This window comes from Novosphingobium acidiphilum DSM 19966 (assembly GCF_000429005.1).
Lineage (GTDB): Bacteria > Pseudomonadota > Alphaproteobacteria > Sphingomonadales > Sphingomonadaceae > Novosphingobium > Novosphingobium acidiphilum.
The window spans coordinates 51,301-73,714 of the sequence record NZ_AUBA01000017.1 but is presented as its reverse complement, the minus strand read 5'-3'; the positions used below and the strand labels follow the sequence as shown (position 1 = coordinate 73,714).

Annotated in this window: 21 protein-coding genes and 1 tRNA gene; 9 read left to right on the top strand and 13 right to left on the bottom strand. The window is 65.8% G+C overall.

Annotated elements, in window-relative coordinates:
- Nucleotides 1-191: 191 nt before the first annotated feature.
- From G404_RS0114220 to G404_RS0114210, 3 genes are read right to left on the bottom strand one after another with little or no spacing between them, the layout of a single operon-like run.
- A complete protein-coding gene (locus tag G404_RS0114220) occupies nt 192-2,198 on the bottom strand; it encodes an OPT family oligopeptide transporter (RefSeq protein ID WP_028641685.1) in 2,007 nt (668 codons plus the stop codon).
- 7 nt (nt 2,199-2,205) lie between these two features.
- Nucleotides 2,206-3,600, bottom strand: coding sequence for an aspartate aminotransferase family protein (locus G404_RS0114215; protein WP_036521510.1), 1,395 nt, complete (start codon nt 3,598-3,600; stop codon nt 2,206-2,208).
- A gap of 38 nt (nt 3,601-3,638) precedes the next feature.
- Complete coding sequence (locus G404_RS0114210; RefSeq protein WP_245584537.1) at nt 3,639-4,292, bottom strand: flavin reductase family protein; 654 nt, start codon at nt 4,290-4,292, stop codon at nt 3,639-3,641.
- 99 nt (nt 4,293-4,391) lie between these two features.
- Between G404_RS0114210 and G404_RS0114205 the strand changes: the two genes are divergently transcribed.
- A complete protein-coding gene (locus G404_RS0114205) occupies nt 4,392-5,093 on the top strand; it encodes an HD domain-containing protein (RefSeq protein WP_028641682.1) in 702 nt (233 codons plus the stop codon).
- Nucleotides 5,094-5,119: 26 nt separating this feature from the next.
- Here the strand turns inward: G404_RS0114205 and queF are convergent, their stop codons facing one another.
- Complete coding sequence (gene queF / locus G404_RS0114200; RefSeq protein ID WP_028641681.1) at nt 5,120-5,575, bottom strand: preQ(1) synthase; 456 nt, start codon at nt 5,573-5,575, stop codon at nt 5,120-5,122.
- A gap of 160 nt (nt 5,576-5,735) precedes the next feature.
- Here queF and sseA point away from each other — a divergent pair, with 160 nt between their 5' ends.
- The 8 genes from sseA to G404_RS0114160 all read left to right on the top strand — a co-directional run bounded on the left by sseA (nt 5,736) and on the right by G404_RS0114160 (nt 12,868).
- Nucleotides 5,736-6,581, top strand: a complete 846-nt coding sequence (gene sseA / locus G404_RS0114195; RefSeq protein WP_028641680.1) for a 3-mercaptopyruvate sulfurtransferase — start codon at nt 5,736-5,738, stop codon at nt 6,579-6,581.
- 61 nt (nt 6,582-6,642) lie between these two features.
- Complete coding sequence (metC, locus tag G404_RS0114190; protein WP_028641679.1) at nt 6,643-7,884, top strand: cystathionine beta-lyase; 1,242 nt, start codon at nt 6,643-6,645, stop codon at nt 7,882-7,884.
- Nucleotides 7,881-8,840: a mechanosensitive ion channel family protein gene (locus G404_RS19155; RefSeq protein WP_051280731.1), complete on the top strand. Its 960-nt coding sequence runs from the start codon at nt 7,881-7,883 to the stop codon at nt 8,838-8,840. Before metC ends, G404_RS19155 begins: the two co-directional genes overlap by 4 nt.
- Before the next feature lie 68 nt (nt 8,841-8,908).
- Nucleotides 8,909-9,682 carry a uroporphyrinogen-III C-methyltransferase gene (gene cobA / locus G404_RS0114180; RefSeq protein ID WP_028641678.1) on the top strand — a complete coding sequence of 258 codons (774 nt, stop codon included), beginning with the start codon at nt 8,909-8,911 and terminating at the stop codon, nt 9,680-9,682.
- Complete coding sequence (locus tag G404_RS0114175; protein ID WP_028641677.1) at nt 9,679-9,990, top strand: DUF2849 domain-containing protein; 312 nt, start codon at nt 9,679-9,681, stop codon at nt 9,988-9,990. Before cobA ends, G404_RS0114175 begins: the two co-directional genes overlap by 4 nt.
- Nucleotides 9,991-10,010: 20 nt before the next feature.
- Nucleotides 10,011-11,645, top strand: a complete 1,635-nt coding sequence (locus G404_RS0114170; RefSeq protein ID WP_028641676.1) for a nitrite/sulfite reductase — start codon at nt 10,011-10,013, stop codon at nt 11,643-11,645.
- Nucleotides 11,638-12,066, top strand: a complete 429-nt coding sequence (locus G404_RS0114165) for a DUF934 domain-containing protein (protein ID WP_028641675.1) — start codon at nt 11,638-11,640, stop codon at nt 12,064-12,066. Before G404_RS0114170 ends, G404_RS0114165 begins: the two co-directional genes overlap by 8 nt.
- Complete coding sequence (locus G404_RS0114160; protein ID WP_028641674.1) at nt 12,059-12,868, top strand: phosphoadenylyl-sulfate reductase; 810 nt, start codon at nt 12,059-12,061, stop codon at nt 12,866-12,868. Before G404_RS0114165 ends, G404_RS0114160 begins: the two co-directional genes overlap by 8 nt.
- A gap of 12 nt (nt 12,869-12,880) precedes the next feature.
- On the opposite strand, the gene G404_RS0114155 is transcribed toward G404_RS0114160, so the two are convergent.
- From G404_RS0114155 to G404_RS0114115, 9 genes are all read right to left on the bottom strand, one after another.
- Nucleotides 12,881-13,816, bottom strand: coding sequence for an NAD-dependent epimerase/dehydratase family protein (locus G404_RS0114155; protein WP_028641673.1), 936 nt, complete (start codon nt 13,814-13,816; stop codon nt 12,881-12,883).
- Nucleotides 13,816-14,949 (bottom strand): glutamate 5-kinase, encoded by a 1,134-nt coding sequence (gene proB, locus G404_RS0114150; RefSeq protein WP_028641672.1) that lies wholly within the window; start codon nt 14,947-14,949, stop codon nt 13,816-13,818. The genes G404_RS0114155 and proB overlap by 1 nt, the downstream gene beginning before the upstream one ends.
- 79 nt (nt 14,950-15,028) lie before the next feature.
- Nucleotides 15,029-16,084: a GTPase ObgE gene (obgE, locus tag G404_RS0114145; RefSeq protein ID WP_028641671.1), complete on the bottom strand. Its 1,056-nt coding sequence runs from the start codon at nt 16,082-16,084 to the stop codon at nt 15,029-15,031.
- 201 nt (nt 16,085-16,285) lie between these two features.
- Nucleotides 16,286-16,361: transfer RNA gene (locus G404_RS0114140), tRNA-Ala, on the bottom strand.
- A gap of 121 nt (nt 16,362-16,482) precedes the next feature.
- A complete protein-coding gene (locus G404_RS19150) occupies nt 16,483-17,268 on the bottom strand; it encodes a hypothetical protein (protein ID WP_051280730.1) in 786 nt (261 codons plus the stop codon).
- A 184-nt stretch (nt 17,269-17,452) separates the two neighbouring features.
- Nucleotides 17,453-18,196 carry a Bax inhibitor-1/YccA family protein gene (locus G404_RS0114130; RefSeq protein WP_028641670.1) on the bottom strand — a complete coding sequence of 248 codons (744 nt, stop codon included), beginning with the start codon at nt 18,194-18,196 and terminating at the stop codon, nt 17,453-17,455.
- Between the two features lie 140 nt (nt 18,197-18,336).
- A complete protein-coding gene (gene proC / locus G404_RS0114125) occupies nt 18,337-19,173 on the bottom strand; it encodes a pyrroline-5-carboxylate reductase (RefSeq protein WP_211230791.1) in 837 nt (278 codons plus the stop codon).
- A complete protein-coding gene (locus G404_RS0114120; RefSeq protein WP_028641668.1) occupies nt 19,154-19,657 on the bottom strand; it encodes a type III secretion system chaperone family protein in 504 nt (167 codons plus the stop codon). The genes proC and G404_RS0114120 overlap by 20 nt, the downstream gene beginning before the upstream one ends.
- A 266-nt stretch (nt 19,658-19,923) precedes the next feature.
- Entirely contained in the window at nt 19,924-22,302 is a 2,379-nt protein-coding gene (locus G404_RS0114115; protein ID WP_425411651.1) for a tetratricopeptide repeat protein, read from the bottom strand.
- Between the last annotated feature and the right edge of the window lie 112 nt (nt 22,303-22,414).

The window sequence follows — 22,414 nt, the reverse complement described above, 5'->3', positions numbered from 1 at the left end:
CCCCTTGACGGAATCTGGATCAAACACAGCGGGGTGATTGGTTCACCCCTGCCTGGCCGCAGCAAGACTGTTGATCTGCGCGCGGCCTAAGCCACATTCCGCCAAGGTTATAATATTATTTTATTAAGAAAAAATATAATATTTTTTGGTTGTAATAAAATTACAATTGACAAGTTACTCAGGAATATTACTTACTGCTTGGCGTGTCCCAGACGCGCGGCCCAGCGATACAGCCCCAGCACGGTGCCAAAGATCACCGCCACCGCCAGCAGCATCGCCCAGCCGCCAAAACCGCTGCCGACCAGCGCCAGCGGCCAATCGCTGTCGGGCACGGCAAACACCCCGGTCTTGGCCGCTGCCGTCACGCCTGCCAGCACGACATTGACCAGGCTTTCGCCAACGATCAGGCCAGACGCCAGGATGACCCCAAGCCGCCGGATCAGCGCGGCCTGCGCCGGATTTTTTGCGCGCTTGTCGGCCTGTGCCTCGTAGATATGGCCCGCGACGGCGCCGATGATGACGATGCTGATGGTACCGGGGGGAATATAGCCGCCAAACGCAATCGCCAAAGGCGGCAGGCGCAGCGCCCAGCGCCATTCGAGCACGGTGTCGACCACGATGAACCCGACCCCCAGCAACGCCCCAAAGCCCAAGAGCGACCAGTCGAGCGTGCCGCCGATGAATTGCTGCGCCAACGACGCGATCAGCACCGCCTGCGGTGCGGCCAGCGCCTTTGGCCCCGCACCTGCCACCCCGGCATAGCCATAGGCATGGCCCAGCAGCACCATGATCGGCGGGATCACCGCTGCGCCCGCGATCACCCCGATGATCAGCGCAACCTGTTGCCGCCAGGGGGTCGCACCCACCAGTTCACCGGTTTTCAGATCCTGCAGATTGTCGTTGGCAATTGTCGCCACGCCCAGCACGAACCCGGCGACCAGTAGCGCCAGCGCGACCAGCGCAGGCCGTGCCTCGACCCCCAGATGCGGCTCCACCGTTACCGACAGCAGGCCCGCCGAACAGATCACGCCGATAATCGCCAGGCTCGACACCGGGCTGTTCGACGATCCGATCAGCCCCGCCATATACCCGCAGATCGCCGCGACCATGAACCCGGTCAGCGCGACAAACAGCACGCCGGCCACCATCAGCGGCCATTCCAGCCCGGCCAGCGGCGTGCCGGCGATAAACCCGTGCAACAAGATCCCCACCGGGATCAGCAGCAGCACGACCAGCGCACCGATCCAGGCGAACGACAGGTCCTGTTCGGTGCGTTCCAGCGCCTCGCCCGCACGACGGCGCGCCTGCGCGGCAAAGGCCGAAACCACCCCGCCCGCCACCGGACGCGCCAGCCGCACCAAAGTCCACAGCGCACTGACCGCCAGCGCCGCGGCAAACACAAAGCGCACTTTGTGCCGCCACAGGTCCATCGCCAGATCCACCGCCGGCACATGCGCATCGGGGTGCCACATGGTCATCAGCGGCACGGCCACGCCCCAGGCGAGCACCAGCCCGGTCAGCATCGCCATACCCGCTGCCAGGCCGATCAGATGCCCGGCGCCGAACAGCGCCAGTTGCATGTTGATCGTCATGCCGGTCGCCGCCGCACCAAACCGCGCATAGCCGACAACTTCGGCCGCCAGCAGCCGCGTGCCCACCAGCAGTGCCATGATCGCCGATGCGATCGATCCGGTGACCACCGCGCGCAGCCCCAGCCGCGCCTCGGCCGCATCATCGCCGCCGCTGCGTGTCGCCTCGCCCGCGCGCAAGACTTCGGCCGCCGCCACGCCCTCGGGATAGGGCAGGTTCGATCCGGTCACCAGGCTGCGGCGCAACGGGATCGAATAGACCACGCCCAACACCCCGCCCGACGCGCAAAGCCAGAACGAGGGCCAGAACGGAATGTCGGCCCAGTGCCCGATCATCAGGAATGTCGGCAGGATGAACACCATGCACGACAGCGTGCCCGCCGAAGACGCGATCGTCTGGACAATGTTGTTTTCCAGAATGCCCGAGCTGCGAAACGGGCGCAGCACCGCCATCGAGATCACCGCCGCCGGGATCGATGCGGCAAATGTCAGCCCCGATTGCAGGCACAGGTAAATATTCGCGGCGGTGAACACCACGCAGATCAATCCGCCCAGAATGACGCCTCGAAACGACAGTTCTACCGGCTTTACCGGCGCCCCCTCTGCCACCACGGTTTTACAAGCCCAGATCGGCAGCGACGCGATCGAGCGAGGCGGACACCGCCGCCAGCAGATCGTCGATCTGATCGGCGGTGATGATCATCGGCGGGCAAAAACAGATCGCATCGACCACCGCGCGACAGATCACGCCGTTGTCCTGCAGCGCCTTGTTGACCATGCCGCCCAGCTTGCCCGGCACATCGAGCGCCACTTTGCCCGCCTTGTCGGTCACGAGTTCGATCGCGGCGATCATGCCCACCCCGCGCACTTCGCCCACCAGCGGATGATGCGACAGCGCGGCAAGGCCCGCACGCAGCCGCGCCCCCTGGATGGCGCAATTGGCGACCAGCCCGTCTTCCTCGATAATCCGCAGGTTTTCCAGGCTGACCGCGGTCGCCACCGGATGCCCGCCCGCGGTATAGCCGTGCCCCAGCGTGCCGATCCGCGCAGATTCGTCCATCACCGGCCCCAGCACGCGGTCGTTGGCGATCAGCGCGGCAATCGGCATGTACGACGATGACAGCTGCTTCGACACGATCAGGATGTCGGGCCGGATGCCATAGGTTTCGCAGGCAAACATGGTGCCGGTGCGACCAAACCCGTTGATCACTTCATCGGCCACAAACAGGATGTCGTATTTGGCCAGCACCGCCTGGATCTTGTCCCAATAGGTTGCAGGCGGCACCACCACCCCGCCTGCACCCATCACCGGCTCGGCAAAAAACGCGGCGATGGTGTCGGGCCCTTCGGCCTGGATCAGCGCATCGAGTTCTTCGGCGCGGCGTGTGGCAAAGGCCTCTTCGCTTTCACCCGGCAGACCTTCGCGCCAGTAATGCGGGGAACCGGTGTGCAACACGCCCGGCATCGGCAGATCGAACGAACGGTGGTTGTTGGGCAGCCCGGTCAGGCTGGCCGCAGCCAGCGTAACCCCGTGATAGGCGCGCACCCGCGAAATCAGCTTTTTCTTCTCGGGCTTGCCCAGCGCGTTCGACCGGTACCAGATCAGCTTGATCGCGGTGTCGTTGGCTTCGGACCCGGAATTGGTGAAAAATGCCTTGCTCATCCCGCCGGGCGTCAGCGGCGATGCCAAAGTCACCAGCTTTTCGGCAAGGTCGATCGCCGGCCCGTGCGATTTGTGCGTAAAGGTATGATAAAACGGCAGCTTGTTCATCTGCTCGGTCGCCGCGGCGACCAGCCGCTTTTCGCTGAAGCCCACGCCCACGCTCCACAGGCCCGACATCGCCTCGATATAGCGGCGGCCTTCGCTGTCGATCACATAGATGCCGTCGCCGCCCTCGATCACCAGCGGGCCGACCTGTTCGTGCAGGCGCGCGTTGGTGTAGCTGTGCAGGTGGAAACGGATGTCGCGGGCTTCGGCCGAGTTCGGCGCGTCTAGGATCGTGCTGGTCATGACCCTTCATGCGCAAAATGCGGCGCCATGGCTATGGCCTATTTTTCGCCGACGAAATCGGCCCAGGTCGGGCGTTGCAGTTCGAACAGATCGGTGCCGCGCGCATAGAACCCGGTGCCATGGACGCGCCCCACCAGGTGCATTGCGGGCGTATCGATCCGGCGCCGTTCGGGATCATAAAACGCATCGCCCACATGGAAATGCAGCACTTGGCCGATCACCAGCGTGGTCGTGCCGATTTCCTGCGTCTGCAACACGCGGCATTCCATCGCCACCGGGGCCGAGGCAATGCGCGGCGGGGCTACACCCAGCGATGGCACGGTGGCAAGGCCGGCCAGCGTGATTTCGTCAACGCCGGCAGGTGCATCGATGCAGGTCAGGTTCATTGCCTGGGCATCGGCTTCGCAGACAAGGTTGACCACGAATTCCTGCGTGTCGATCACGTTGGCGGCGCTGTCCTTGTGCGTGCCGTCGGCCTGGCGCATCATGCCGATCGCCACGATCGGCGGATTGGCGCCCATCATGTTGAAAAAGCTGTAGGGCGCGGCATTGCGGACGCCCGCTGCCGACTGGCTGGTCACCCACGCGATCGGGCGCGGCGTGATCGCCGAGGCCATCAGGCGATAGCGATCGGTGGCGGAAACATCGGCAAAATCGAAATGCATCGCATCGGGTTCCTTCGCGGGTGACATCCAGATAGGCCCGGGGGTGGCCACTGTCACCCCTGCCCTGCGGGACTGCTTGACAGCACTGGCCGCACGCGGTCCTTTGCCGGCAAAGGAGACAGGGCAATGCACCGCACAGCATCGACCATCGCGGCGCTGATCGGCGCCGCGCTTGCCACCCCCGCTGCGGCCCAAACGCCACAGGACTGGCGTGCGGGCCTCGAAGCCTTTGCCAAGGCGCATTTTCGTCATCCGGCCTGGGGCTGGCAACACAGCCGGCGCGATTACATCGTGGCGCGCGATCTGGCCCGGGCCGATGGCGCCATGGTCGATGACGACGTACTGTTTGCCGCCGCCTTTACCCACGACATCGCAGGCTTCGAACCGTGGGAGGACAAGGACCTGAGCCACGACCATTCGGATGTGGGCGCCGCCAAACTGGGCGACGTGCTGATCGGCCTTGGCTTTCCCGCCGCCAAGATCGCCGCCGTGCGCGAAGCGACGCGCACGCACATGTATTATCGCAAGGCGATCACGCCCGAGGCGATCTATATCCACGACGCCGATGCGCTGGACTGGCTGGGCGCGATCGGGGTGGCGCGGATCATCGCCACGGTCGAACACGGCGACCCGCCGGCGGCCAAAGCCGATCCGTTTGCCGCGCCCGACCTGCCCGCCGCGGTCGCCCTGATCGAACAGAACCTGAAAGACGCGCCCCCCGGCATCCAGTCGCCCGCAGGCCGCGCCCGCATTCCCGCGCTCGTGGCCGAAGCGCACGCGTTCCTGGCCCGGCTCAAGGCAGAATCCGATGACGGCAAGGCGCTGTAATCCTTCCGTGTTCGCTACGTTCCTGGTCAGCCGCGTCCGCGATAGCCCGCCACGCCCTGGTCGGGCACCCACAGGCCTTCGGGCGCAGGGCCCGATTGCCAGAACACGTCGATCGGGATGCCGCCACGCGGATACCAGTAGCCGCCGATGCGCAGCCAGCGCGGCGCCATTTCGTCAAACAGGCGCTGGCCCACGCCGACGGTCACGTCTTCGTGAAATCCGGCATGGTTGCGGAATGCGCCCAGAAACAGCTTGAGCGATTTGGATTCGACGATCGTTTCGCCCGGCGCATAATCGATCACCAGATGCGCAAAATCGGGCTGCCCGGTCACCGGGCACAACGAGGTGAATTCCGGCGCGGCAAAGCGCACGAGGAACAGCGCACCGGCGCGCGGATTGGGCACATAGTCCAGCACCGCCGCTTCGGGTGAGGCCGGCAGCCCGCTCGACTGGCCAAGATGCAGGGGTTTGAGATCAGCCATGGTCTATCCTTTTGAACGCGCCGCCCATGCCCCGAACAAAACGCAACGGCAAGCGTCCCGCAAGGGAAACAGCCTCGACGCGTGCTAAACGAGCGTTTAAACTGCCTGGCGAAAACCGCCGCATAAGGACGGGTCGCAGCAGGCAGGAGCAGTTCGAGACATGGAATCGCTGGTAACCACCCAATGGCTGGCCGACGAACTGGGCGCGAGCGATCTGCGCGTGGTCGATGCCAGCGCGTTCCTGCCCGAACACACCCGCGACGCCCGGCTGGAATACGAGGCCTGCCATATTCCGGGCGGCGTGTTTCTGAATCTCGACGAACTCGTCGACACCGCGGCACCGTTTGCCAACACGCTGCCCAGCGCGGAAAAATTCGCCAGCCGGATGCAAACCCTGGGCCTGGGCGATGGCAGCCGTATCGTCGTCTATGACGACAGCCCGATCCATTCGTCCACCCGCGCCTGGTTCATGCTGACGCTGTTCGGCGCGCAGAATGTCGCACTTCTCGATGGCGGTATCGCCAAATGGAAAGCCGAAGGCCGCCCGTGTGCACAAGGACGCGAACAGCTGCGCCATCGCCATTTCACCGTGTGGAGCGACGATCGCCAGGTGCGCAGCAAGGCGCAAGTCCTGGCCAATATCGCCAGCAGGGCCGAACAGCTGGTCGATGCACGCGGCGCCGGGCGGTTTACCGGGGCAGTACCCGAGACGCGTCCCGGGCTTGCCAGCGGCCACATCCCCGGCGCGTGCAATCTGCCCTATGCCAGCCTGTTTGCCGCAGATGGCACCTGGAAAAAGCCCGATGACCTGCGCGCGGCGTTCGACGCCGCCGGGATCGATCTTGACCGGCCGATGATCGCCACGTGCGGATCGGGCATGACCGCCAACGTCGTGCTGTTCGCCGCGCACCTGCTCGGCAAGCAGGATTTTGCCTTGTATGACGGCAGCTGGGCCGAATGGGGCAGCGATCCGGATCTGCCGATAGAGACCGGCGCAGCACGCTAAACCCGGCGTAGAACCCCACGCCCGGTTGTCTTTGCGCGCCAATCCTGCTTTGCATGCGGCCATGAGCGGGAATAACGACAGCAATCATGGCCCCGGCACGCGCGTCACGGCCGCCGGGCGCCGCGCCGAATGGACCGGAACACCCGGGCATCCGGGCGCAGTGGTCAGCCCGGCGGTGTGGCGCGCCAGCACGCATCTTTATCCCGATATGGCCGCCTTGCGCGCGCATCCGTCGAACGAGGACGGCAATTTCTATTACGGGCGGCGCGGCGCGCCCACGCAATGGGCGCTGGCCGATGCGCTGACCATGCTCGAGCCGGGGGCTGCGGGCACGGTGCTTTATCCCTCGGGCGTGGCGGCGATCGCGGGTGTGATGCTGACCGTGCTGCGCCCTGGCGATGTCCTGCTGATGACCGACAACGCCTATGAACCCAGCCGGGTGATGGGTCGCGGCCTGCTGCACGATTTCGGCATCGAAACCCGCTGGTTCGATCCGCTCGATCCCGACGCTTTTGCCGCGGCGATCTGCCAGCGCACCCGCGCGGTGCTGATCGAATGCCCGGGCAGCCTGACAATGGATGTGTGCGATGTGCCGCGGCTGGCCGCGATCGCGCGCGCGCGCGGCGTGATTAGCGTGATCGACAACACCTGGGCCAGCCCGCTGGGCTTTGCCCCGCTGAAGCACGGCGTGGACATTGCGGTGATGAGCCTGACCAAGCATGTCGGCGGCCATTCCGATGCGATGATGGGATCGGCCAGTGCGGGCGCCGACTGGTACCGCACATTGCGGCTGCGCGCGCAGGGACTGGGCACGGTGGTGTCGCCCGACGATGCATCGCTGATGCTGCGTGGCCTGCGCACGATGGATATCCGCCTGCAGCGCACCACCGCTTCGGCGCTGGCGCTGGCGCAATGGCTGATGCAGCGGCCCGAGGTTGCGCATGTGCTGTGCCCGATGCTGCCGGGCAGCCCCGGGCACGAGATCTGGCGCCGCGATTTTACCGGCGGGTGCGGCCTGTTCAGCTTTGTAATGCGCGGCGGCACTGCGGCGGCGCGCGATGCGCTGATCGATGCGTTGGCGCTGTTCGGCATCGGTTACAGCTGGGGCGGGTTTGAAAGCCTGGCCACCCCGGTTGATCCGGCACCGATCCGCAGCGCCAGCGCCTGGCCGCCGGCCGGGTGGGATGGCGAAGACCGGTTTGGCGTGCGGCTGGCCGTCGGGTTGGAAGATCCGGGTGATCTGATCGCCGACCTTGACGGCGCGCTTGCCACCTGGCGCAGGCAGGCGGGGCGCAACGGATGAATGCGGCATCCCACCATATCAACGCGCACCTGCAGGCCGTGAACGCGCGCCTGCACGACATGATCGACGCGCTTGACGATATCAGCATCGATATCGGCAAATACCATATCTCGCTCGCCACCGCGATCTGGATGGTCATGGTCGTGGCGATCGCATTGATCGGTGCGCGCGTGGTCGGCAGCGTGGCGCGGCGGCTGTTGCGGCGGATGAAGGGGCTGGATTCGGCGCAGACCTCGCTGGGCGACAAGATGATCACACTGACCGTGTGGACGTTCGCCTTTTTCATGACGATTGACACGCTGGGCATCAGCCTGACCGCGTTTACGGTGTTTTCGGGCGCGTTTGGCCTGGCCATCGGTTTCGGATTGCAGACCACGGCGGGCAATCTGATCGCCAGCATCATCCTGCTGCTAGACCGGTCGATCAAGCCGGGCGACGTGATCGCGGTGACCAGCGGCAGCACGACGACGATGGGCGTGGTCAACAAGATCGGCATCCGCGCGATTTCGGTCACCACGCTGGACAACCGCGAATACCTGATCCCCAACCAGAACCTGATGACCAGCCAGGTTGAAAACTGGTCATATTCATCGCGCCGGGTGTCGGTTTCGATCCCGATCAGCGTTGCCTATGGCAGCGATATCGACCTGGTCGAGGCACTGCTGCTGGAGGCGGCGGGCGACGTGGAACGCGTTTTGGCCGATCCCCCGCCCAGCGTGATGCTGTCGACGCTTGGCCCCAGCGGGATCGACATGGCGGTCAGTTGCTGGATCAACGACCCCGAAAACGGCATCGGCGCGATCCGGTCGGCGGTGTTGAAGAACGTGTGGCACCTGTTCCGCGAACGCGGCGTGCAGATCCCGTTTCCGCAACAGGATGTGCATCTGCGCGATTCCGACGGGCTGCGCCGGATGGTGGCGATGCTGTCAAAGACCGAACCCGAACCGCCCGCCTAAAGTTGGCCTAGCGACCGCAATAGGCATTCTCGCTGGCGATGCAGCCGGCTTGGCCCCATCTGCGCTGGATGACGAGCCCTGTCCCCCAATCCGTCGGCACCGTCCATCTGGTCGGTGCCGGACCCGGCGACCCGGACCTGTTGACGCTGCGCGCGGCGCGGCTGATCGGTGCGGCCACGCTGATCGTGCACGACGGGCTGGTCGATCCGGCAATCCTGGCGCTGGCGCCTGCCACCGCGCGGCTGGTCTGCGTCGCCAAAAGCCGGTCACGCCACACGATGCCGCAGAATGATATCAACGCGCTGCTGGTGCGCGAGGCGCTGGCGGGCCGCGCGGTGGTGCGGCTGAAAGGTGGCGATCCGTTCGTGTTCGGACGCGGCGGCGAAGAGGCCGAGGCCTGTCGCGCCGCCGGCGTGCCGGTGCAGGTGGTGCCGGGGATCAGCGCGGCGATGGGGGCGGCTGCGGCGTCGGGCATTGCGCTGACCCATCGCGATGCCGCTTCGATCGTGTCGTTCGTTGCCGGGCAGTGCAAGGGTCTGTCCGATCAGAACTGGGCAGGGCTGGCGGGTCAGGGCCGCACGCTGGTGATCTACATGGGGCTGGCCACGGCGGCGGCGATCACCGAAAAACTGATCGGCGATGGCCTGTCGCCGGCGATGCCGGTGGCGGTGATCGAAAACGCCACCCGGCCCGCGATGCGCGTGCTGCGCGGGGTGCTGGCCGGGCTCGACACGCTGGTTTCGCTGCACCGGGTCAAAAGCCCGGCGCTGATCATCATCGGCGAAGTGGCCGCGCGCGAACAGGCCGCGACCCTTGCCCAATTTGCGGAGAGCGTGCGGTGAGCGCCGATCGTTTCAAGATCCTGACCGGCAACGACCTGCTGACCGGCGATGTGACCTGGTGGACCGGCAGCGGCTGGTCGACAGCGGTGAACGACGCGGCCCCGCTGACAGACGATGGCGCCGCGATCATCACCGCCGAGGAACGCGCGCAACGTGTGGTCAGCGCGTATGTAATCGACGCGACGCGTGACGCGCAGGGCATTCGCCCGGCGCATATCAAGGACCGCGTGCGCGCGCTGGGCCCCACCGTACGCCTTGACCTGTCGCATCGCCCCCATGATCCGGCGGCCACCGCCTGGATCGCCTGACATCTGCGAAAGATCCCCCGATGTATCAGTACGACACGCATGATCAGGCCATGGTCGATGCCCGCGTTGCCGAATTTTCCGATCAGGTCGCGCGCCGCCTGTCGGGCGCCTTGGCCGAAGACCAGTTCCGCCCGCTGCGGCTGAAAAACGGGCTTTATCTGCAATTGCACGCCTATATGCTGCGCGTGGCGGTGCCCTATGGCACGCTCAATGCGCGCCAGATGCGCATGCTGGGCGATATCGCCGACAAATACGATCGCGGTTACGGCCATTTCACCACGCGCCAGAACATCCAGTACAACTGGATCAAGCTCGAGGATGCGCCCGCGATCCTGGCCGATCTGGCGTCGGTCGGGATGCATGCGATCCAGACCAGCGGGAATTGCATCCGCAACACCACCGCCGACCATTTCGCGGGGGCCGCCGCCGACGAAGTGGCCGATCCGCGACCCTATGCCGAACTGCTGCGGCAATGGTCGACGTTCCACCCCGAATTCGATTACCTGCCGCGCAAGTTCAAAGTGGCGATCATCGGCAGCGACGTCGACCGCGCGGCGATGAAGCTGCACGACATCGGCATCCAGGTGGTAACCAATGCGGCGGGCGAAGAAGGCCTGCGCATCCATGTCGGCGGTGGCATGGGCCGCACGCCGATGATCGCGCCGGTGATCCGCGACTGGTTATCGCCGTTGCAGATGGTCAGCTATCTCGAGGCGTGTCTGCGCGTCTACAACCGCTATGGCCGCCGCGACAACAAGTACAAGGCGCGGATCAAGATCCTGGTCCACGAAATCGGTGCCGAAGAATATCGCCGCCAGGTCGAACAGGAATTTGCGCATATCCTGACGCTGGGCCTTGAGCCGCCGCCGGCCGAACTGGCGCGGATCAAGGCGCAGTTTGCCGATCCCGCGTTCGACCGCGCCGCGCCTGTGGCGATCGATCTGTCCGATCCCGACTTTGCGCTGTGGGTCGATCAAAACGTCCATGCGCACAAAGTGCAGGGCTACGGCATTGTCACGATCAGCCTGAAACCGACCGGCGGCATTCCCGGCGATGCCAGCGCCGACCAGATCCGCCTGATGGCCGATCTGGCGCGCGATTTCAGCTTTGACGAACTGCGCGTGACCCATGCGCAGAACATCGTGTTGCCGCATGTAAAGCGCACCGATCTGCATGCAATCTGGCAAAGGCTTGACGAAGCGGGCCTGGCCACGCCCAATCTTGACCTGATCGGCGACATCATCGCCTGCCCCGGGCTGGATTATTGCAGCCTGGCCAATGCCCGCTCGATCCCTTTGGCGCAGAAGATTTCCGCGCGCTTTGCCGATGTCGAACGCCAGCGCGATCTGGGCGAACTGAAGCTGAAGATTTCGGGCTGCATCAATGCGTGCGGCCACCACCACGCCGGGCACATCGGCATCCTGGGGGTCGATCGCAAGGGCGTCGAAAACTATCAGCTGCTGTTCGGCGGCTCGGAAGGCGCGGACACGTCGCTGGGCAGTATCATCGGCCCCGGCTTCAGCGAAGACGGCATCGTCGATGCAATCGAACGCGCAACGCAGGTCTATGTGGCGCAGCGCACCGACGGCGAACGCTTTCTGGATACGTATCGCCGTATCGGCACCGCCCCGTTCAAGGACGCAATCTATGGCTGAAACCCTGATCCGGCTGCGCGATGACTCAGCCAGCACCGCCCCGGTGGTGGCCTTTGCCGATCTGTCCGATACCGCAAACGCCTTGGCGGTGCGGCTGATGCCGGGCGATGACGCGCGCGCGCTGCTGCCGTTGCTTGGCCAGCTGGAACTGGTCGAGGTCGCCTTTCCCGGGTTCAACGACGGGCGCGGCTATTCGGCGGCCAGTATCCTGCGCGAATCCGGCTATACCGGCGAACTGCGCGCGGTGGGCGATGTGCTGGTCGACCAGATCAGCCATTATCACCGCGTGGGGTTCGACGCGTTTGCGCCCGATCAGCCGATCACGCGCGCCGCAATCGACACCGCCATCGCCACCTGGCCCGAAGTCTATCAGCGCACCGTGGATGGCCGTCCGGCGATCTGGGCGCTGCGGCATGGCTGACATCCGCCGCCCCGCGACCGACCGGCGGATCGACCGGATCGACACCGCACCGCGTTTCAGCGATGCCGATGCGATCCGGCTGAACAATCTGTTCCGGGGCAGCGACACGCGCGACATGCTGCGCACGGTGATCCGCGATGGTCTGGCGGGCGATCTGGCGGTGGTGTCAAGCTTTGGCGCGGAAAGTGCCGTGCTGCTGCATCTGGTCGCAGAGGTCGATCCGGCGCTGCCCGTGCTGTTTCTCGACACCGGCAAACATTTTGCCGAAACGCTGGCCTATCGCGACCTTGTGGTGGAACGGCTCGGCCTGACCGGCTTGCGCGTGCTGACCCCCGATGCCGCAGCGCTTGCCGCCAGGGATGACAAAGGGCTGCGCTGGTCATGGGATCCGGACGGGTGCTGCGACATGCGCAAAGTCGAGCCCCTGGCACGCGCGATGGCCGGATTTGACGCATCGATCACCGGCCGCAAGGGATTTCAGTCAGCCACCCGCGCGGGATTGCCGCGGTTCGAAATCGACCATGGCGATGGCGAAGGACGGCTGAAGATCAATCCGCTGGCCAGTTGGACCCATGCCGACATCGAAGCCTGGTTCGACACGCACGATCTGCCGCGGCATCCGCTGGTCGCGCGCGGCTATCCCTCGATCGGTTGTGCGCCCTGCACCAGCAAGGTCGCACCGGGCGAAGACCCGCGCTCGGGCCGCTGGAAAGGCTGGGACAAGACCGAATGCGGCATCCATGTCCCGGGCCACGGCGATGACCAGGACGATCTGCCACCGGGCTACGAACCGGCGTTTTGAACGCCTGGCGGATCAGGATTTCAGCCAGCCCATATCACGGTACCATGCCGCCGTCGCGTAAAGCCCGGCATCGGTGGCGATCTGCGGCTGCCACAGGTCGGCCGGCGGCCGGGCACCATCGGAAACGGTCCAGTCGGGATGACACATGTACCCAACGCGATCGAGCGTCAGCTTGGCCTTGTCCCGGCGCACCGCGCGATCGGCGCGCGCGACCCATTCAAGCAGCGTGCGCGGCAGCGACAGCGCGATCGGCCGTTTGCCCACCGCCATCCCGATCGCGCGCGCCATTTCGCCATGTGTCCAGCCTCCGGGCCGTCCATCGTCGGGTTCGAAGGTCATGCCGGTCACGTCTTCGCCGCCGCGCACCAGCGCCAGCAGCAGATCGGCAAGATCCGCCACATGGATCAACGACACGCGTCCCGCAGGGGGCAGCGGCACCACGCCCTTGCGCGCCAGCCGGAACAGTTCGAACATTTCGGTATCGCGCGGACCATAGATCCCCGGCGGACGAACGATCGTCCAGTCGAGGCCCGATGAGGCAACCACGCGTTCGCCACGACGCTTCGACGCGCCATAGATCGAAAGCTGCGGTTCGCGCGCCGACAACGACGAGACGTGGACAAACCGCCCCACGCCCGCCTCAAGCGCGGCGTTGACGATATTCAGCGTGCCACGCACGTTGCCGTCTTCGAACGCCGCAGGATCGGCACTGTTGACCACGCCGGCGATGTGGATCACGGCACTTGCCCGCGCGACCAGCCGGCGCAGTGCACGCTTGTTGTCCAGATCGCCCTGAACCCATTCAACCCCGGCACGCGCCTTTTGCCGCCGGCGGGTCAGGGCGCGCACATCCAGGCCCGCCGCGGCTGCCGCATCGAGCACAGCCTGCCCCACAAACCCTGTCGCCCCGGTAATGGCCAGCAAGTCCGACGGACGTTTTGCCACCATCAGACCAGAACCAGCTGGTCGCGATGGATCAGCGCCGACCTTGGCGCATAGCCCAGGATTTCGGCGTGATCACGGCTGTGCCGCCCGGCAAGCGCCGCCGATTCAACAGCATCGTATTCGGACAGGCCGCGCGCAAGCACGTCACCCGCAGGGCCGACCACGGCAATCGCATCGCCGCGCACAAACTGCCCCTCCACGCGCACCACGCCTGCGGCCAGCAGGCTGGCCCCTTGCGCCAGCGCCGCAGCCGCGCCTGCATCGACATGCAGGAACCCGCGCATCCGCAGACGTCCCCCAAGCCAGGCCTTGCGCGCGCCTTTGTGCGGCCGGGCAAGGAACAGCGTACCACTGCCGGTATCGAATGCGCGCGCAACCGGCGCCTCGGGCCGGCCGTCGATGATTGCCAGCGCCATGCCCGCCATCGCGGCAATCTCGGCCGCCTGCAGCTTTGAGGTCATGCCGCCCGACCCTAGGCCAGAGGATGATCCGGCCGTGGCCATTGCGTGGATGTCGGGCGTTACCCGGCGCACCACCGGGATGCGCGTTGCCCCGGCCGCGCGCGGATCGCGATCGTACAGGCCGTCGATGTCCGACAGCAACAGGACGGCGCTCGCCTCTGCCGCCTGCCCTACACGCGCGGCAAGCCGGTCGTTGTCGCCAAAGCGGATTTCCTCGGTCGCGACCGTGTCGTTTTCATTGATCACCGGCACCGCGCCGCGCGCCAGCAGCGTGCCGAGCGTGGCCGTGACATTCAGCCAACGGCGACGATCCTCAAGGTCATCCAGCGTCAGCAGGACTTGCGCGGCGGTTGCCCCATGTGCGGCAAACAGCTCGGCCCACAGTCCGGCCAAAGCGATCTGGCCCACTGCCGCAGCGGCCTGTGCATCGGCCAGCGAACCGCGTCCACCCCTGGCCAGGCCCAGCCGCCGCGCGCCAAGCGCGATCGCGCCCGACGACACCACGATCACCTGCTGTCCGCGCGCCCGCGCCGCCGCCAGTTCGGCAACCAGTGCCGCCAGCCAGGCACGACGCGGTTCGCCGTCCGCGCCCACCAGCAGCGCCGATCCGACTTTGACCACAAGGCGGGGGGCAAGCGCAGGATCGGCAAGTTGGGCAAGCGTCGCGATGGTCATGATGCCTGTCCGCTTATGCGATAAATCGCGTCGGGTGAAGACCACCGTCTGCGTCGGTCATACCGGGCAACCGATGGTATCAGAACGGCGACCAGGGCTTGGCCTCGGTCGCGTCCTCGATTTCCCCGGCGGGGCGTTCGGTTGCGGTGGCTGCGGGCAAGTGTTCCAGCACGGCGTCGAGCAGGGCATCCATGCCCTTGCCCGTCGCGCCCGAGATCGGAAAGACCTTGTCAGCGCCTGCCGCAATCAGTTCGCCGGCAAAGGCGCGCACCAGTTCGGCATCGACCAGGTCGATCTTGTTCAGCGCGATCAACCGCGGCTTCTCGTCCAAACCGCCGCCATAGGCAGCCAGTTCCTCGGCCACGACATGCATTGCCTCGGCCGGATCGGTGCCGTGAATGTCGACCAGGTGGATCAGCACGCGGCAGCGTTCGATATGCCCCAGAAACCGGTCACCGATGCCGGCGCCCTCGGCCGCACCCGCGATCAGGCCGGGAATGTCGGCCAGCACGAATTCACGGTTGCGGTGGCGCACCACGCCCAGCTGTGGCCGGGTGGTGGTAAAGGCGTATTCGCCCACTTTGGCCTTGGCGTTGCTGATCTGGTTGATGAATGTTGATTTGCCGGCATTGGGCAGGCCAACCAGGCCCGCATCGGCCAACAGCTTCAGCCGCAGCCAGACCCACATTTCTTCGCCTGGCCAACCGGGACCGGACTGGCGCGGTGCGCGGTTGGTCGACGATTTGAAGCTGGCATTGCCACGCCCGCCGTCGCCGCCGCGCAACAGCACGACACGCTGCCCCGGCTCGACCAGATCGAGCAGCACGGTTTCGCGATCGTCGTCGAGCACCTGGGTGCCGACCGGCACCTTGATCACCAGATCGTCGCCGCCCGCGCCAAAGCGGTTCTGGCCGGCGCCGCCGCCGCCGCGCTGCGCCTTGAAGTGCTGGGTATAGCGGAAATCGATCAGCGTGTTCAGTCCGGCCACGGCCTCGAACACGATATCGCCACCCTTGCCGCCGTTGCCGCCATTGGGTCCGCCGTATTCGACGTATTTTTCGCGCCGAAAGCTGACGGCGCCACCGCCGCCTGCACCCGAACGGATGAAAATCTTGGCCTGATCAAGAAAATGCATTGCCTGTATCCGCCAATCCGGCCCGAATAACACACCTGCATAAACGGGGGCATTTTCGCGCAAATGGCAAGAGCCCGCGTCCGATGCCGGGCCTCGAACGCACCAGGCGACCGGGTTCCGACACAAGCTGCAGGCTGGTTCATGATCCGCATGAACCACAGGTTTTCATACCCGGCCATGCGACAGTCTACATACGAACCCTGGTGGAGCCGAGGGGGATCGAACCCCTGACCTCGTCATTGCGAACGACGCGCTCTCCCATCTGAGCTACGGCCCCGTTCCAAAGTTCGGCCGGGTGGTGCACACGATCGTTGGCGATCGATCCACACCCACCGGGAGGCGCGCCTTTAGCGCAACGCCTGCCTGCTTGCCAAGACCCCGCCGCGATAATTTTTGGATCAGGGGTTCGCCGGGGGCCCCATGTCGGGCATATGCGGCACCGGCGGCTGCTGGGCCAAGGGCTCTACCCGCACCCGCCCCAGATGCCCGTATTTTTCTTCCCATTCGGCCAGGGCATTCTTGTACTGGTCGTAGCGGGTGTAGAAATCGTCAAACACCTTTTCGATCAGCGGCACCTTTTCCTGGGCAAACGCGCCCAGATCATCGGGCGCCACATCGGCGCCCTGCTGGATCACCTGGCTGACCACTTCGCAGAAATCGTTCTTCGTCGGCGGCAGCGCGTAATGGTTGTACAAGACGGTCAGATAATCGTCGCGCAGGGTTTCGCCGCCGCGTCCGTAGCGGTCGCGAAATTCGTGGTCCATGTGGTCGTAGACCGATTTGAGCACTTTGGCGTTGCGGGTCAGAAATGCGCGATACAGCGGCAGGATCGCAGCGCTTTGGGTGGCATCCTGGCAATCGAGTGCGGCCACGGTATAGGCCGAACGCAAATTCCACACGATCTGATTGACCGAAACCTTGCGATTGACGGATTCGCGCTGGCCCTGCGCGTCGACCGGCGGGGTGATCATGTTGGGCGCAGCGCCATCGGGCGGCGTGGGAACCGGCGGGATCACTTCGACCGGCGGCGGCGGCGGGGGTGGTGGCGGGGGCGGCGGCGGCAACTTGTGCGCGCAGGCGGCCAGCATCAGGCCAAGCGCCAGGCCAAAGACCTTGCCCCATGTGCCGCGCGCGGGGGGGCGGGATACACAGCGTTCAACCATCAATCGATCGCGCAGCCTCACGGTCGGTCTTGCTCCTGGCACGGGTGCTTGGAATGGATGACAGGGCATCGGTTACCGTGGCCTTGTCAACCGCGGTTAACACATGCCAGCGCGATCCGGAAAAGGAAACACCCGGCGGGATCCGATCCCACCGGGTGTGATTGATTTGCGATGACCCGACGCGGAAGCGGCGGATCGGCCGGCGTCAGCGACGATCGCCCATGAAGCGCAGCAACATCAGGAACATGTTGATGAAATCGAGATACAGCTGCAGCGCGCCCATGATCACGGCCTTGCCCGCCATGTCGGTGCCGCGCACATAGCCGTACTGTTCCTTCAGCATCTGCGTGTGATAGGCGGTCAGCCCGGCAAAGATCAGCACGCCGAGGAAGCTGATCCCGAAGGCCAGCCCGCCTGACTGCAGGAACATGTTGACGACCGACGCGATCAGGATGCCGAACAGGCCCATGATCAGGAACGTGCCCATCGCCGACAGGCTTTTGCGGGTGGTATAGCCAAACAGGCTAAGCCCGGCGAACGCGCCCGAGGTGGCAAAGAACGTCACCGCGATCGACGAACCGGTATAGACAAAGAAGATCGACGACAGCGACATGCCCATGACCGCGCTGAACGCCCAGAACAGCGCCTGCATCGTGGCGGTCGACAGGCGGTTGATCCCGAAGCTCATCACCATGACAAACGCCAGCGGAGCCAGGGCAACCACGATGCGCAGCGGCGAATGCATCAGCGCCTCGGCCAGACCCGACTGGGCAAAACCCAGCGCAATGATCCCCGAAAGCAGAATGCCCGAAGCCATGTAGTTGTAGATTGCAAGCATATGTCGGCGCAGCCCGGCGTCAATGACCGAGCTACGGCCCCAGTCGCCCGAAAGGCCAGGAGCCGCGCCGAAGCCCATCTGCGAGGGGCGTTGGTCGTTCCAGTTTGCCATGTGCTTAAAAACTCCGTGTGAAAGGCCCGGCATGGGGCCCGACGCATGCAATATCGCGCCGCTTGCGCCCGCTTTCAAGCCAACCGGCGAAAATTGTTGTATCGACAGGTCCCTTGCGGATCGCTGAACGGCAATCGGGCTCAGCCGACTGTTCGGCGAATTGCCTCTGCGGTCATTTCGGCGCTGCGATCGCGCGCGGCACGCAGCGTGTCTTCGATCACGCGGGCCAGCCGGCCGTCCGCGTCCAGCACATCGAGCCCCGCCTGCGTCGTGCCCCCCGGGCTGGCAACGCGGCGCGCCAGTTCTGCCGGGCTGTGCGGTGATGCCACGGCAAGTTGCACGGCGCCTTCGACCATGGCCATGGCCAGCCGGTCGGCCTGGTCGCGCGGCAGGCCCAGCGCCGTGGCCCCGGTGGCAAGCGCATCGATCACGCGATAGACAAATGCCGGGCCCGATCCGGCCAGCGCGGTGACCAGATCCATCGCGGATTCATCCTCCAGCCATTCGGCCGGGCCAAGCGGCGCCATCAGTGCCTCGGTCGCAGCACGTGCCGCCCCTTGGGCATCGCCAAACAGCGCGATCGGCGATTTGCCGAGCGCTGCGGCCAGATTGGGCATGACCCGCACGATTGCGCGCGCCGCGGGAAACGTGGCGCGCAACGTGGCCAGATCAACCCCTGCCAGCACCGACAGGACCACCGTGCCCTGGCCCACCAGCGCGGCGATCGCGTCAGCAGCGGCGGGCAACTGCTGGGGTTTGAACGCCAGCAGGACGACTTCGGCGGCAGGTTCGCCCTGCGGCGCGGCATCGAGCAGTCGCACGCCGGCAGGCGCCTGCGCCAGATAAGGATCAATCACGGTGAATGCAGCAGGATCGAACCCGCCTGCCAGCCATCCGGCCAGCATTGCCCCACCCATATTGCCACAACCGAACTGGAAAACGCGCAAGATCGAAATCCTAAGCTTCGCCCACGGCATCGACCAGCGCGCTGGCCAAGGCATCGGCCGGGCTTTTGTCGCCCCACAGGATGAACTGGAACGCGGGGTAGAACCGGTCGCATTCGTCCACCGCAGCCTCGATCGCCGATTGCGCCTGGCCCAGGCTGAGCAGCCCTTCGTCACCCAGCATCAGCCCGTGGCGATAGAGCAGCACACCGCCATTGGACCACATGTCGAAATGGCCGACCCAGACCTGTTCGTTGATCAGGGCCATGACTTCGTGCACCGCCGAGCGCTTGTCATCGGGCACACGAATGTCGGGCAGGCACAGCATCTGCAACACGTGATCTTCTTCGCGCCAGATGCAGCGGACCTGATAATTGGCCCACGAACCCTGAATTTCCCCGTGAATCTCGTCGTCCGATACAAATTCGAACGGCCAGCCACGCGCCTCGAACAATGAGGCAAGCATGTCGACGGGCGCGGCATCCTCGCGTTCACCATTGTCTTGGGCAGTCCGCATCATCGGCACTCCAGTACATCGGACCGGTCGTGGCGGGCAGGCCTGCTGACCATGCCCATCACGGCGACCGGGTTCCGACGTCGCTTGCACAGACCCATCGCCAAGCTGCCGGTGATCGGCAATGACAGGCGGCCACCCCCTTGCGCAAAACTCGACAAGACTGTGCAAAACCTGTGGACATGCCGGTCAAGATCGCATGACAGGAAAATACGGTCTATTCCCTATATCGGTTTCACGACGTCTTTTTGACACAGTGCCGGTGCGGGTCAGGGGACGGGCAGACTGTCGACCGCCTGTCCGGCCGGGCTGGTCCATTCAAATCCGGGCACCCCGTCCTTGCGCAATTCGGCAATGAAGTCCTGCGCTTGTGCATCGCTGTCGAACGGGCCGGTCAAAAGCCGGACATTGCTGCGCCAGGGCGTCAGATAGGGTTTGTGCTTTTTCAGCAGCCGCGACTTGTGCACCAGCTTCAGCCATTCATTGGGCATCTTGTCCCGATCGGCCCCGGTCAGCACTTCGACCCAGATCCGGCTGGCATAGCGCGCATGGCGTCCGCCCTTTTCGGCGGGCTTGTCGCTGTCGCTGCCCTTGTTCCTGGTCTTGCCTTTGGTCCTGGCCTTGCCGCTGTCATCGCTGTCGGCATCGCGCGACACGCCGCCCGGGCCATCGGGACGATCGCCCCGCGCCGACGGCGCGCAAGTGTCGTTGTCCTTCGCGTCCGACTTGCCTTTGCGACCATGGTGCGATCGCGCGCTGGGCGCGGCTGCATGATCGGGCTTGGCGCCCTTGCCCTTGTGCCCCTTCGCCGCGGCCACAGGCTTGCACGGCGGCAGCGCGGAGTCGTCGGCCTCGTCCTTGGCAGCCTTGCCATGCGCGGCCTTGGCGTGCGCGCCTTTGTCGGGCGCCTTGTCCGCCGCCTTGTCCTTTGCACTGTGCGATACTTCGGCCACCGGCACCTTGTCGTGCGGTTTTGCAGGCTTGGTCCTGGCCGTCCTGTCAGGCGTCGGCTTGTCCTTTGCCACGCCATCCTTTGCCGCGATGGTCTTGCTGGCGCCATCGCTGACCACAGGGGGCGCAGCGGGCGGCGCCATCACCGGTGTCTCGCGCGGCTTTTCGGGCGCCGGCGGGGTCGCCTCGATCACCGGATGGCTGGTCATGGTGACGCTGTCGGGCGCTGCAGAAACCGAAGGCGTAATGGCCGGCGTTGGCACAGGCTGGGGGACGGGCGCGGGCGCGGGCGGCGCCAGCGCAGCCGGGGCGGGTTGCGGCGTGGCGACGCGTGGCGGCGTCGCCTGCGGCGCAGGCACCGGTTGCTGCGGGGCTGGTGCCTGCAGCGCGGTGCGACGCGGCGACGCCGGCATGTCAAGCCGGGACAGCACCACGGGCCGCGGCACCACCGGTGCAGTGGGCACGGCCGGCGCGGTGCCCGATGCATCCGATGCGGTCGCAGCCTTGCTGTTGCTTCCCGACACTTGCGCCAGATCAAAGCCGCCGCGCGCCGGAGTGGTGGTGCGGCTGGCGATCGGCGCGGCGGGCGGCCCGCCAGCGCCGGCCATCATGACAGGCGGCGGCGGGGGCGGCAGCGCGATGTCGGGCTCGGCCTGGGCCGGCGCCGCGCTGGCCAGTTGTACCGGCGCCGGGCCATTGGCGCGGCGGCGCTTGGCATGGCCAGCCCTGGTGTCGGTCGGTGCAGCCACGGCGGCCTGGGCCAGCGCCGCGCTGGCCGGTGTTGTCGGGGTCAGCGGCACGCGAGGATGCGCCGCGGCATAGGCCACCACGCGCGGATCATCGCGACCAATGTCGGCAGCGCGGGGGAATGTGCCCAGGCTTGCCACCGCCGCCTGTTGCGCCGGGGTCAGCCGGACCATGAAACGCAGATAGGGTGCAATCGCGTCGGCCAGATCGGCAGGCATCGTCGCGTGTGCCACGCCGACCGCCTCGTCGCTGCGCCCGGCCACGGCCAGAACAAAGGTGTGCGTGCGCCAGGCCGAGCGGTCCTGCCGTTGCAGCAACGGCAAGAGCACGCGTTCTGCCCCCCGCCGGTCGCCGCCGATGGCCAGGCTCAACGCCAGGCGACGCGTCACTTCATCGCGCAAGGTGGTGTCGGTGCTGCGTTCAAGCGCCAGCCGATATTGCGCCACTGCGGCCGCATTGTCGCCGACCAGGTCGTAGGCCAACCCGCGATCCGCCGCGAACACCACCGGATCGGCCCCGGCCCTTTCGGCGTCTGCATACCAGCGCAAGGCTTCGACCGGATCGTCGAGATGCAGGCGCGCGCCTGCGATCGCGGCCTTGACCTTGCCCGCCTTGGCCGGCGCGGCGGTCTGCGCAAGCTGATCGGCGCGGCTGTAAAAACCCAGCGCTGCGGCGTTGTCGCCCAGCGCATTTGCAGCGTCACCCGCGGCAAGCAGCGCATCGATATCGCGCGGATCCTTGGCCAGTTGCCCCAGGGCCGCATTCAAAGCCTTGCCCGCGCTGGGCGCGGTGGGCTCGACCACGGGGTGCGATACGCTGACCGGCGCGGCCGCCGCATCGGACGACTGTTGTGGCGTGGCGCGCACCGGACCGGCCAACGACACCATCGCCACAGCCAGCGCGCAACGCAGGCCGGTTGCCCGCCGGGCGCGCAGCATTTCGTCAAGCACAGTCAATATCGCACGATTCTCTGACAAAAACCCGGTTCCCACGTTTTGTCAGCACGCTCTAACGCTTAATTCCGGTCCTGGCGCGATCGTGCGACGGATCATGGCGCCAGGA